9 protein-coding genes and 1 pseudogene are annotated in these 13,062 nt (G+C 59.8%); 2 read left to right on the top strand and 8 right to left on the bottom strand.

All coding sequences use genetic code 11. The annotated features are described in order from the left end of the window. Positions 1–176 precede the first annotated feature (176 nt). From AC07VR_RS09580 to AC07VR_RS09560, 5 genes and pseudogenes are all read right to left on the bottom strand, one after another. Complete coding sequence (locus AC07VR_RS09580; RefSeq protein ID WP_495011116.1) at positions 177–821, bottom strand: lysoplasmalogenase; 645 nt, start codon at positions 819–821, stop codon at positions 177–179. 2 nt (positions 822–823) lie between these two features. Then, complete coding sequence (locus tag AC07VR_RS09575; RefSeq protein ID WP_495011115.1) at positions 824–1,216, bottom strand: protease inhibitor I42 family protein; 393 nt, start codon at positions 1,214–1,216, stop codon at positions 824–826. Positions 1,217–1,415: 199 nt separating this feature from the next. Next, a complete protein-coding gene (gene lon / locus AC07VR_RS09570; protein WP_494991957.1) occupies positions 1,416–3,833 on the bottom strand; it encodes an endopeptidase La in 2,418 nt (805 codons plus the stop codon). A 199-nt stretch (positions 3,834–4,032) separates the two neighbouring features. Next, on the bottom strand, positions 4,033–6,432 hold the full coding sequence (locus AC07VR_RS09565; protein WP_495011225.1) for a glucose/quinate/shikimate family membrane-bound PQQ-dependent dehydrogenase: 2,400 nt from the start codon (positions 6,430–6,432) through the stop codon (positions 4,033–4,035). A 144-nt stretch (positions 6,433–6,576) separates the two neighbouring features. Beyond that, positions 6,577–6,873: pseudogene (locus AC07VR_RS09560) on the bottom strand (carbohydrate porin); the annotation flags it as partial. A gap of 118 nt (positions 6,874–6,991) precedes the next feature. Between AC07VR_RS09560 and AC07VR_RS09555 the strand changes: the two are divergent. Then, complete coding sequence (locus AC07VR_RS09555) at positions 6,992–7,222, top strand: VF530 family protein (protein WP_494991959.1); 231 nt, start codon at positions 6,992–6,994, stop codon at positions 7,220–7,222. A 9-nt stretch (positions 7,223–7,231) separates the two neighbouring features. Next, complete coding sequence (locus tag AC07VR_RS09550) at positions 7,232–7,885, top strand: Pr6Pr family membrane protein (protein WP_495011114.1); 654 nt, start codon at positions 7,232–7,234, stop codon at positions 7,883–7,885. 177 nt (positions 7,886–8,062) lie between these two features. Here AC07VR_RS09550 and AC07VR_RS09545 read toward each other — a convergent pair whose 3' ends face one another. The 3 genes from AC07VR_RS09545 to AC07VR_RS09535 all read right to left on the bottom strand — a co-directional run bounded on the left by AC07VR_RS09545 (position 8,063) and on the right by AC07VR_RS09535 (position 12,953). Beyond that, positions 8,063–8,863 (bottom strand): siderophore-interacting protein, encoded by an 801-nt coding sequence (locus AC07VR_RS09545; RefSeq protein WP_495011113.1) that lies wholly within the window; start codon positions 8,861–8,863, stop codon positions 8,063–8,065. Continuing rightward, entirely contained in the window at positions 8,860–9,426 is a 567-nt protein-coding gene (locus AC07VR_RS09540) for a PadR family transcriptional regulator (protein WP_494991962.1), read from the bottom strand. The genes AC07VR_RS09545 and AC07VR_RS09540 overlap by 4 nt, the downstream gene beginning before the upstream one ends. A 398-nt stretch (positions 9,427–9,824) precedes the next feature. Continuing rightward, positions 9,825–12,953, bottom strand: a complete 3,129-nt coding sequence (locus AC07VR_RS09535) for a biosynthetic peptidoglycan transglycosylase (protein WP_495011112.1) — start codon at positions 12,951–12,953, stop codon at positions 9,825–9,827. Positions 12,954–13,062: the final 109 nt, after the last annotated feature.

The following is a 13,062-nucleotide window of genomic DNA, read 5'->3' as shown; positions in this document are numbered from 1 at the left end:
GGGATGCGCGTTCTGTCTGATAAAGCGCGGGGTTCACACAATGATCGTTCCCACGTCCCCACGCTGATCGTTCCCACGCTCTGCGTGGGAATGCCTCACTGGACGCTCCGCGTCCGCTCTTGTGACGCGCAGCGTCACGGGCTGCATTCCCACGCGGGAGCGTGGGAACGATCTATCTAAACCTGCTCGTGGCGAGGCTGCGCAAACGCCGACGCCGCAATCCCCCATTGCCCCAGCCAGTAACTGAGGATGATCAGGTACGGCGCGGCCTCGAAGGCCACCACAAAGCGGCTGATGCCAATCACACTGTCGGAGAACACAAACGCCACGGCACCGCCGGCCGCGAGCAAAGCCGAACGCTTGGGCGCCGTGCTGCCCAAGCGTGCCAGCGCCCTCCAGAGCATGGCGCTGATGGCCAGGCCGTAAACAATCACCGGAATCAGCAACGGGCCAAGGCCATGGGATATCAGGACTCCCAGCAACAGCGCCCCGACACCGAAAGCCAGTAACAGCGGCAACAGCGCCAGCCGACGGCAGTCACTCAAATACGCTTTCAGATAGACCAGGTGCGCGATCAAAAATGCTGCGAGGCCGAATACAAACAAGTCTGCCGGCCATGCCAGCAGCACATCGCCGAGTAGGGAAAACAGCAGGCCCAGGCTGATCCAGCGTCGATAGTCGCGCGGTGGTGCATCGTGCAACCAGCCGAGCAACGCCAGCACCGGCAACGGCTTGACCACCAGGCACAGCAGTTCGGCATGAACGCTCAGCCCGTAGATGAATGTCACCGTGCCCATCAGTGCAAGAATCAGCCAGCCCATGATCAGTTAACCAAAATCGGGCAGTCGAAGGTTTCCACCGCCGGCACCTCCGGCGCCCATGGCTGTGAATAAGTCAGACGCAAGCGTCCGTTACCGGCCGCGAAGCTCTGAAAACGCCAGGTCGACTGCCCGCCGCTGCCTACCAGCCCTGTGTCTTGCGGGTTGCTATAGACCTCGGGGCTGAGGCTGCGCAGCACGCCCCCAGCCGAGTCCTGAATCGCCCAGCGATAGCCAGTGGTCGGATTGCTCGGCAGGGTCAGGATCAGGTTCTGCCCGGTCTTCAACTGCACAGGGCACTCGCTCTGTTTATCCACACTGACATTCTGCCTGGGTTGACTGGCGCAGGCGGCGAGCAGGGCGAGGCTGAGGGGGAGCAGCAGGCGGGTGGGGGACATGGGTCAGAAAACTCCGGTCATACACGACGAACGGCGAGCATAACCGAAGATAAGACAAAGTGTGACGAGCGGGACGGGCGACGGTTCATCATCGGCAGTTATGACGTCATCGCGAGCAAGCTCGCTCCTACAGGGTTAATGCAATCCATGTAGGAGCGAGCTTGCTCGCGATAGCGTCAGCCTAGGCACCGCAGCTCTATCAGAACAACACCTTCGCCACATCCGCAAAGCGCTTGGCAAAGTGCACGGTAATCCCTTCCTTCAGATATTCCGGCAGCTCTTCGAAGTTTCCGCGGTTGGGCTCCGGCAGGATCAGTTCGTGGATCTTCTGTCGTCGTGCGGCGATGACTTTCTCGCGCACGCCGCCGATCGGCAGTACATGGCCGGTCAGGGTCAGTTCGCCGGTCATGGCCACACCTTTTTTCGGTGGCTGGTTGCGTGCCAGTGACAGCAGTGCGCTGGCCATGGTTACCCCGGCGCTTGGGCCGTCTTTCGGTGTGGCACCTTCGGGTACATGCAGATGGACAAAGGCTTCGTCGAAGAACTTCGCATCACCGCCGAACTGCTTGAGGTGGGAGCTGATGTAGCTATAGGCGATCTCGGCTGACTCCTTCATCACGTCACCCAGTTGCCCGGTGAGTTTGAAGCCGCGATTAAGCGTGTGAATCCGCGTTGCTTCAATCGGCAGGGTCGCGCCGCCCATGCTGGTCCACGCCAGCCCGGTGATCACCCCGGTGCCACTGAGCACTTGCTCATTGCGAAACACCGGCATGCCGAGGGAGGCTTCCAGGTCCTTGTTGCCGATCTTGATCAGCGCATTCGGATCGTCGATCAGCTTCATCACCGATTTGCGCACCAGTTTGCCCAGTTGCTTTTCCAACTGTCGCACCCCGGCCTCGCGTGCATAACCGTCGATCACCGCGCGCAGGGCGCCGTCGCTGATGGACAGACTGCCTTTGGATACACCGGCCTTTTCCAGCTGTTTTGGCCACAGGTGGCGCTTGGCGATGGCGATCTTTTCTTCGGTGATATAGCCCGACAGGCGGATCACTTCCATGCGGTCAAGCAGCGGGCCGGGAATCGAATCCAGGGTGTTGGCCGTGCAGACGAACAGTACTTTCGACAGGTCCAGACGCAGGTCCAGGTAGTGGTCGAGAAACTCTACGTTCTGTTCCGGATCGAGGGTTTCCAGCAGTGCCGAGGCCGGGTCGCCCTGGTAGCTCTGGCCCATCTTGTCGATCTCGTCGAGCATGATCACCGGGTTCATCACTTCGACTTCTTTAAGTGCCTGCACCAGCTTGCCCGGCAGGGCGCCGATGTAGGTCCGGCGGTGGCCTTTGATCTCCGCCTCATCGCGCATGCCGCCGACACTGAAGCGATAGAACGGCCGCCCGAGGGATTCGGCGATGGATTTGCCGACGCTGGTCTTGCCCACACCCGGCGGCCCCACCAGCAGCACGATGGAACCGCTGATCTCGCCTTTGTAGGCGCCCACCGCGAGGAATTCGAGGATCCGGGTCTTGATGTCGCCGAGCCCGGCGTGGTGTTGATCGAGCACTTTGCGTGCGTATTTGAGGTCGAGTTTGTCCTCGCCATACACGCCCCACGGCACTGCGGTTGCCCACTCCAGATAGTTGCGGGTCACTGCGTATTCCGGCGAGCCGGTTTCGAGGATCGACAGCTTGCTCATTTCCTCTTCGACACGCTTTTGCGCTTGAGGCGGCAGGACTTTGCCCACCAGCCGCTGCTCGAATTGTTCAATATCGGCGCTGCGGTCGTCCTTCGTAAGACCTAGCTCCTGCTGGATGACCTTGAGCTGTTCCTTGAGGAAAAACTCACGTTGGTGCTCGCCGATCTTGCGGTTCACTTCGGCAGAGATTTCTTTCTGCAACCGCGCGACTTCGACTTCCTTGCGCAGCATCGGCAAGACTTTTTCCATGCGCTTGAGCATCGGCACGCAGTCGAGCACTTCTTGCAGCTCGTTGCCGGTGGCCGAGGTCAGTGCCGCGGCGAAGTCGGTCAACGGTGACGGATCGTTGGGGCTAAAGCGGTTGAGGTAGTTCTTCAACTCTTCGCTGTACAGCGGGTTGAGCGGCAGCAGTTCCTTGATCGCGTTGATCAGCGCCATGCCGTAAGCCTTGACCTCGTCGGTCGGATCGCTCGGTTGGTGCGGGTATTCGACTTCCACCAGATACGGTGGGCGATGGTGTTTGAGCCAGGTGCGAATGCGCACGCGAGTCAGGCCTTGGGCGACGAATTGCAGTTTGCCGCCCTCGCGGCTGGCGTGATGGACCTTCACCAGGGTGCCGTAGAGCGGCAGGCTCGAGGTGTCGAAATGCCGAGGATCTTCCTGGGGGGTGTCCATGTAGAACAGGGCCAGGGAGTGATGATCGGATTTGCTGACCAGGTCCAGGGTTTCGGCCCAGGGCTCTTCGTTGACGATCACCGGCAACACTTGCGCGGGGAAGAACGGCCGATTATGGATCGGGATGATGTAGACCTTGTCCGGCAGATTCTGCCCGGGGAGGGCCAGACCGGTGCCCGTGGCGTGGTGTTCGGCGTTTTCTGGATCGGCGTAGTCGCTCGGGTTTTCCGGGAATTCTTGCTGGTCGCTCATGGGGGCACCTGCACAATTGGGTATGGAAGATAGATGGGGCAGGTGAGCGGTGGTTTCAATGGGGAGCGGTTGTTGGCAGGTATTTCATGCAAGGCTGCAGGTGGCAGACAGGTTCACCGCAGGCCGTGATCTTTAGCCATCGCCCGGAAAAAAGGCGGCCACTTCTCGGTAGCCGCCCTTCCTTTACTGCCGCCAAGGCTTAATCCGGCAGTTTGAACGCCAGGACGTAGTCGCCCTGTTTGGTGCCCAGCGAGCCGTGACCGCCAGCCATGACCAGCACGTATTGCTTGCCATCTTTACCGGTGTAGGTCATCGGGGTGGTTTGGGCACCTGCTGGCAGGCGACCTTCCCACAGCTGCTTGCCGTTTTTAACGTCGTAGGCACGCAGGTACTGGTCGAGGGTGCCGCTGAGGAAGGCAACGCCTCCTGCGGTGGTGAAGGTCCCGCCCAGACTTGGCACGCCCATGCTCAGAGGGATCGGAATCGGCGAGCTGTCACGTACGGTGCCGTTTTTGTGTTTCCAGATGGTTTTTTGCGTGGTCAAGTCCACTGCGGCCACATAACCCCAGGCCGGAGCCTGACAAGGCAAGCCCATCGGTGACAGCAACGCTTCGAGGATCACGCCATATGGCGCGCCTTTATTCGGCTGGACGCCTTGGGTTTCGCTTTTGCGTGGGCCTTGGGCGGCGATTTGCGCAGCCGGGATCAACCTGGATTTGAACGCCATGTAGCTAGGGTTCACGAAGGCGATTTGCCGCACCGGGTCGATAGACAAACCGCCCCAGTCGAACACACCGAAGTTGCCGGGATAGATGACCGAACCTTGCAGCGATGGCGGGGTGAACGGGCCGTCATAACGCATGGATTTGAAAGTGATCCGGCAGAGCATCTGATCGAATGGCGTCACGCCCCACATATCGCGCTCTTTGAGGGGCGGCGGCATGAAGTTCAGGTCGGACCTGGGCTGAGTCGGGGAGGTATGGTCGCTAGCTACCGCGCCTTGCGGAACCGGCACTTCATTGATCGGGACAATTGGTCTGCCGGTGCTGCGATCCAGCACGTAGATGCTGCCTTGCTTGGTCGACGCGAGGACCGCCTTTTTTACACCGTCAGTGGTTTTCATGTCCACGAGCGTAGGTTGACCACCGACGTCCATGTCCCACAGGTCATGGTGAGTGAACTGGAAGGTCCAGCGTACGTGGCCGGTGTCGATGTCGAGTGCGGTCAGGCCCGCGCTGTATTTTTCCGATTCAGGGGTGCGACCACCGCCCCACTGGTCAGGTGTCTGGTTGCCCATCGGCAGGTAAAGCATGCCGAGTTTTTCGTCGACGCTGAACATGGACCACATGTTCGGTGAGTTGCGGGTGTAGGTCTGGCCTTCAATAATCGGGGTGGTGTTTTCCGGATTGCCGCTGTCCCAGTTCCACACCAGGCGACCGGTGTGCACGTCGAACGCGCGGATCACGCCGCTTGGCTCATCGGTGGAGACGTTGTCGGTGACGTGGCCGCCAATGACCACCAGGTTCTTGGTCACCGCCGGTGGCGAGGTGGAGTAGTAGCCGCCAGGGGCGAAGGTGCCGATGTTGGCGCGCAGGTCGACTTGACCCTTGTCGCCGAAGTCTTCGCACATCTTGCCGGTGTCGGCGTTCAGGGCGATCAGACGCGTGTCGGCGGTCGGCAGGAATATGCGACGCGGGCACACGTTGGCGACAATCGCAGCGACTGGAATGGCAGTTGGCGTTGCAGCTGGCTTCCTGGTCGCTGGCTTGGTAGCTGGCTTGGCCGGGATTTTCTTAGTGGCAGTGGCGGCGTAGGCCGCGTCATCGTGGTATGACACGCCACGGCAGGTCATGTGTGCCCAACCTTTGAAATTCGCCGCATTCTGCGTGCTCAACTTCGGATCGAAGCGCCAGATTTCCTTGCCGGTGTCCGGGTCCAGCGCGATCACCCGGCTGTGGGGCGTGCAGACATAGAGCATGCCGTTGACTTTCAGCGGGGTGTTTTCGGCGGTGGTTTCACCTGGATCGCCAGGCCCTGGAAGGTCACCGGTGCGATAGGTCCAGGCCGGCACCAGCTTACTGACGTTTTGCACAGTGATCTGCGTCAGCGGCGAGTAACGGTCGCCATGAGCGCTGCGACCATAGGAATTCCAGTCACCGTCGGGCATGGCCGGGGCGGTGTTGGTCATGCCGGGTACTGCATCGCGCGCCAGCTGGCCCTTGATTTCACCTGGGTTGGTGTACTGGCTGGCCAGCGCCGTAGCGCCGGCGAGGACCACGGCCATGCTCAGCGCGCTGGTACCCATCGTCGCGTTTTGGCCGCTCTGCAACGGACGGCGCAACCACGGCAGCAGCAGAACGATACCGAAGGCAAACAACAGCGCCAGACGTGGCACCAGTTGCCACCAGTCCAGGCCGACTTCCCACAATGCCCACACCGTACTGGCGAACAGCACCAGTGCGTACAGGCTCAGAGCGGCACGGCGTGCAGCGAGCAGCAAAAAACCGGTCACGACCAGGCCGATACCGGCCAGCAGGTAATACAGCGAGCCGCCGAGCATGCTCAGCTTGATCCCTCCGGCCAACAAGGCCAAGCCCATTAGCAGCAGCAGGATACCGAGCAGGCTCGGCGGCAGGCGGCTTGGACTGAAAGGACCGTCAGTGCTCATTGTGTGGTTCTCCGTGACGTTAAGGGTATTCCCACGCATGTTTACTGTAGATGAGGATCAGGCGCGGGCCTGGTTGATGAGCTGCTGCACACCCAGCCAGACCCCGTGTTTACTCGAACTGCTGCGATAGGCTTGGCCATTCAACGCAGCAGGCTGGTCGTTGCGGTCTTTATAAACGTCAGTGGCCTTGGCATTACCGTAGTAGTAACCCGCGCGATATTCCCCGGCAGGCCGTTGAACGTTGGTGTCCAGACCTGCTCTATCGGCAGGATCGCCCCCTGGACGCGGCTGCCTTTGAACTTGAGACCGTTGCCGCGATCAACATACGACGGGTTTTGTTCGTAGGCCCCCGACCTGCGCATAGGGTTCGGGCGCCGATCTTTTCCATTTCACCTACAGTTCACTTTCTAGCGCATAGAGCCCTTCCACCCGACGATGCCCTCGGCTAAGGTGCGCGGCTTCCTTTTCTTTCTTCGTTCAAAGGCCTGGCATGACTGCACCGAACAACAACCCGCTGCACGGCGTGACCCTGGAACAGATTCTCACCGCACTGGTTGAACACTACGGATGGTCGGGGCTGGCCGAGCGCATTGATATTCGCTGCTTCAAGAGCGATCCGAGCATCAAATCGAGCCTGACCTTCCTGCGCAAAACTCCATGGGCGCGTGAGAAAGTTGAAGCCTTGTACGTAAAATTGCAGCGCACAAAACGCCCAATCTAGGGAAAATGGATGCACAACGGACAATCTCAGCCTTCACGCCGGATGCGTGGTTTTATAGCGGTTGCCGCAGTGTTGGGCTGGTCGGGACTAGCCATTCAGCAGTATCTGATCCTTTACTCTCGCTGGACGGCTGAAGCCAGCCTGCTGGGCGGGCTGGTGAACTTCTTCAGTTTCTTTACAGTACTCAACAACACGCTGGTCGCAGTGGTGCTGACCTACGCGCTGAGTAGGCGAGTGTCGAAGGGACGGGATTTCTTTCTTCAGCCGTGGGTCAGCAGCGGGATCGCGGTAAGCATTGCGGTGGTCAATCTGGCTTACAGCCTGTTGCTGCGCCATCTCTGGCATCCGCAAGGCTGGCAACTGCTGGCTGACGAGTTGCTGCATGACGTGATGCCCTTGTTGTTCATCCTGTATTGGTGGTGGTGTGTACCGAAAGGGACATTGCGTCTCAAGCACATCGCAGGGTGGGCGATCTACCCGCTGGTGTATTTCGCCTACGCCCTGCTGCGCGGGCATTCGCTGGGGTTGTACCAATATCCCTTTATCGATGTTGACCGGTTGGGTTACCCACAGGTGTTCATCAATGCCGGTGGGATATGGATGGGGTTTGTGCTGGTTTCGCTGGTGCTGGTTGGGGTGGATCGGTGGCGGGGGAGACGTTAAGCGATGCAAGTCCTGTAGCAGCTACCGAAGGCTGTGTTCGCTTCGCAGTCGCGTTCGAGCGCAGCAGTCGTTAAAAACCATGCTGCGTTTCGACGTGAAGATTGAGTCGTCTGGATTACGACCACTTCGTGGCCGAACGCAGCCTGGCGGCAGTTGCTACAACAGATCCTTTCGGAGTCACTCTTCGTCACTGCCCTCCAATCGCCAATACCCGACGGCCTTGACGAACGCTTCATTGAGCCGGTGTTCATCGAGCAGCACCCGGCGAATCTGTCGGGACACCTTGGTTTCAGTCGCCACCCAGGCATAGAGCTCGCCGGTCGGCATTTGCAGTTGCTGCACGGTGCTCAACAGATCCTGTTGACCGCCCTGGCGCAGCACCCAGATCACCTCGACCTGCGCGGCGCTGTCCAGTGTTTGCTGTTCGGCAGCGTTTTCCACTTCAACGACCACCAGCGCGCGACGATTGGCACTCAGGCCTTCAAGGCGGCGGGCGATGGCGGGCAGGGCGGTTTCGTCGCCGATCAGCAGATAGCTGTCGAAGATGTCCGGTACAACCATCGAACCGCGCGGCCCGCCGATATGCAGGTACTGGCCGGGCTTGGCCTGCTCGGCCCAGGTCGACGCAGGGCCGTCGCCGTGCAGGACAAAGTCGATGTCCAGTTCAAGGGTTTCCAGGTCATAGCGTCGTGGCGTGTAGTCGCGCATGGCAGGCATTGGGCCGCCATCTTTGCCAGCGCCGAGCACCAGGGTTTCCAGCGCTGCCTGTTCGGCGGCCGTCTGGGGGAATAGCAGCTTTACATGATCATCGGTGCCCAGGCTGACAAACCCGGCCAGCTGCGGCCCACCCAGCGTGATCCGGCGCATGCGTGGCGTCAGGTCGACTACTCGCAGCACTTCCAGGCGACGACGTTTGATCTCATGGCTGACACGGTGAATCGTTTGCACATTAATCGTTTGCACATTAACTGCAGTCATTCGGCTTTCTCCGGTGCAGATTGAACGGCCGGGCCGTCGACGATGGCCTTGGCGGTGTTGTTCAGCAGATCGCGAACACGCAGGATTTCTTCCGGGCTCCAGCGCCCGTGATGCATATGCAGGGCATGGCGCAGGTTGTGCACGGCTTCGTGGATCTCCGCCGGACGGTCATGCCCGCGCAATGAGCGCTTGCTGACATCAATGCGCATGCGCACGCCATCCAGGGCAATCGCTTGCTCGCTTAAAGAAAGACGACCGGCGTCGGTCACGCTGTAGCGTTTTTTCCCGCCTTCGGCGTCACCCAGAATCAGTTCGCTTTCTTCCAGGAAGGTCAGCGTCGGGTAAATCACGCCCGGGCTTGGGCTGTAGGCGCCCTCGAACATGCCTTCGATCTGGCGGATCAGATCGTAGCCGTGGCACGGCTGTTCGGCGATCAGCGCCAGCAACAATAATTTCAGATCACCGGGGGCGAAGACCCGCGGCCCACGGCTACCGCGTAAACGCCCGGGGGCGAAGCCGTCGCGGCCGTCAACATGCTCTCGATGGGGATGATGCTCTCTCATTTTCCCGTTCTCTCTTCGGACTTAGATACAACTTAAGATATATCTTATAGAGAAAGCAAGAAGACAAGACCGGTGGTGTTTTTTGAGTGCATGTGAGGCGGCGTGGGGCTCTTCTTCTGACTGAGGGATCTCGACAGACTTGCGCGCAAAACCTGTGGGCCCTCGATCGGGTACTTCATTGGTCGGATTCACGAATTGCTCGGGGGGCCATATTGCTTGGGCGAGGCATCGATTGCAGCCGCTTGGCTGTTTCAGAGTTCAGGGCGAGGCTGGAGTAAAACTGCCGTTCACCGTTGCAGCGATGCGGCGTTTACGAGGCGATACGGTCGATCAGCAAGATCCGCGCCGGCTGATGTTGTGTTTTTCACGCGCAAGGTTGGGGCCGGATCAACCCGGCCTCAACGTCCTGCCACCGTTCCTTTGCATAACGTGTTGCCACCTGGCAGCAGGTAAGGCGTGAGAATCGGCGCCATACCTTTGAGCACTTGCACTGGCAACGCGGAGGTGAATTTGTAGGCTTGGGCCGAGGCGCCCGGAACGAACGCGGTCAACGTGCCAAAGTGATGCTCACCGATGTAGAACACAAAGGTCGCGGTGCGGTTGATCGACTTGGAGCTCAGAACTCGCCCACCGGGGCCGAAGGCTTCAATGCGGTTGTCGCCAGTGCCGGTCTTGCCACCCATGGCCAGTGGTGTGCCATTAGGCAGTTTGAAAGTGCCGGCGACCCGTTTCGCGGTGCCGGCATCCACCACTTGCGACAACACTTCGCGCATCGCCGTCGCCACTTCCGAAGGCATCACGCGCTTACCTTTGTCCGGGTCATTGATCAGCCAGGTTTCGTAGGGCGTGCCGGCGGCAAAGTGCAGGCTGTCGATGCGCAGGGTCGGCATACGCACGCCATCGTTGAGGATGGTGCCGATCAGTTCTGCCAGAGCCGCCGGGCGATCGCCGGAGCTGCCGATGGCCGTGGCCAGTGACGGTACCAGGTGATCGAATGGGTAGCCGACTTTCTGCCAGCGCTGATGGATATCGAGGAACGCCTCTATCTCCAGCATGGTGCGGATCCGACTGTCGCGAGCGCTCTTGTGTTTGCTCTTGAACAGCCAGCTATAGACTTCCTGACGTTCGAATTCACTGGCCTTCACGATCTGGCTGAACTTGGCGTCAGGGTTGTTCAGCAAATACCCCATCAGCCACAAGTCCAGAGGGTGAACTTTGGCAATGAAGCCCTGATCCGGCAGGTCATAGGTACCGGGGCCGTAGCTTCGATAGAGCTTTTCCAGGCGCTCGTCAGTGAGTTTCTCGGTGACCTTTTTGTCTTTGTCGATGCTCTTGGCGGTTTTCAAATGCGAGCGCACGAAGCGGTTGAAGCTCTCCTGACTGGCCTCCGGCAGCAGGTAGCGGTGTACCGCTGCGAGGCGGATCGGTGTCGGGTGCATGCCGTCCAGGAAGGTCTCGAGGCGGGCCTGGGTGTCCTTTTTCTGGTATTTCTTCCAGAAGCGCAACAGGAACGCAGTGCCCTCGCGGTCGGCGAATTGGGCCAGATACTCCTGACGCCGTGGGTCACCGTCGTCCTTGAGCAATAGGGCGCTGCTATTGGGGCTCGAGTAGGTGCTGTAGCGCACCAGGTCGCGCATCAAGCGAATGAACGGCAGGTTGATCGACTCGCGTATGGCATCGCGCAGGGTCGGGCTGCGACCGTTGTCTTCGCTGCGGAAGTTGTGGAACGTGTGTAGCCCGCCGCCGGTGAAAAAGGCCTCGCCGGGGCTCGCCGAGTATGTGCGATCGAGGGCCGCGGAGAGCATTTTTGGCAGGCTGCGGTCGGTGTTCTGGATCATGTAGTCGACAGCCCAGCGGGTGATCCGGTCCTGGTCGGCGACTTCGGTATTTTTCAGCTCTGCCGGGGTTTTCTCTCCATAACGGTCGTGCAGTTCGGAGATGATTTGCAGGTAAGTGGTCAGTACCCGCAGCTTGGCGGTGGAGCCCAGCTCCAGCTTGCTGCCTTCGTTGATATCGAACGGCTGATCGGTGCTGTCGGTCTGTACCCGGACCCGCGAACCGTCGGGGGTGCGTTCGAACAGGGTGAAGCTGTAGCGCACTTGCGTGGTGCTGGTGGGCGTCAGCAGGTGTTCGCCAAACAGGCCCAGTTGTGCGGCGTACGCCGGGTCGGCCAGATGCTTGAGGTACGCGGTGGCCTTGGTTTGCAGTTCGTTCTGCAAGGTGCTCGTGGCGGACAGGTCAAGGCGGTCCAGGTCATACAACGGACGGTTGAGCATGGCCGCCAGACGACTGCGGGCAACGCTGATGCCCTTGTTGGATTCAATCGGCTGGATGGTCGGTTGTGTCTGCCAGTCGCGGTAAGTCACCTTGCTGGCCAGGGCTGCGGCCGACAACTGATCATCTATCACGCCGTTTTGCGCGAGCAGGCGGATATGGCTGTCGGTGAGGTCCGCCAGTTCATTGCGACCCTTGGCCAAGTAATGCGAAGGTCGGCGCTGGGCGATCATCAGCGACAATACCTCACGCAAGGCCAGACCTTTTTTCGCCAGACTCTTCGGATCGCTCGCGTTGCTGGCCAGGTCCTGGTTGACCTGATTGAAGTCCGCGCCATACCAGACCCGCAGGCCCTCGGCCATGCCATGCACTTCACCATGGCCAGGCACCGCTGACAGCGGCACGCTGTTGAGGTAGTCGCGGACGATGTTTTGCCGTGCCTCAAGAGTTTGCGGGCCATCCTGATAGGCGCGCACGCTGGCGGAGATCATTTGCCGGATTTTCTCGCTGCCGGAAACGGTCAGACCGTCCGGAGAGTGCCGATACTTCTCGAGTTGCGTGGCCAGAGTACTGCCGCCAGCAGTCTGGCCGGGTAAATGAAGCAGTTTCGCCACTTGTGACCACGCCGCTTTGCCAAAACGCGGCCAGTCCACCGCCGGGTTGGCCAATGGCTGTTGGGGATCGAGCAGATCGCGGTTTTCGATAAACAGCAGGCTGTTTATCACCAGCGGTGGAATCGCCGAAAAGCTTGAATAGAGCTGCTGCGGATAGTTGTACTGGTACAGCGGCGCAGCGCGGCAATCGGTTATCGACAGCCCGGCCTGGATTTTCTCCGTATACGGCACAAAGAAGCCTTTTTCGCTGTAACCGAATAACGCCGGGGAAAAACGGGTCTGCGACTGGATCATATAGTTGCGCTTGAGCAGCCGCGGCAGGAATTCACCCAGGGAGCTGTAGCCCAGGCGTTTGTCGAACGGGCCGGCGCCCGGATAGAAAATCGAATCGCTGGCGCCGGGCTCGATGGAGTAACTCAGCGACGAGGCGAATTTGCTGAACTCGCGCGCCTGCACTTTCGAGGTTCGCATCTCCTTGGTGGCGGCGAAGCCCAGAACAATCAAGGTAATCAGCAGTAACAACCAGAACAGCCGCCACCAGTGCCGGCGGCGACGAGGTCTTTTCTGTATAGGCGCTTCATCCACGCGGTCAGTTGGCTCCATAGTTTTACTCGAATCGGATTGCCACAAAGCGCCCATAGTCGACTGATCCATTCACGCAGATTTATCGGACTTGCTTGAAGCTTAGACGGTGGTTGGAACTGGTGAAAAATATGTGAAGGAGAATGTGTTTTGAGACGACCACTCA

Source organism: Pseudomonas sp. GW821-FHT02H09 (genome assembly GCF_059421425.1).
This window is presented reverse-complemented; position numbering and strand designations above follow the sequence as displayed.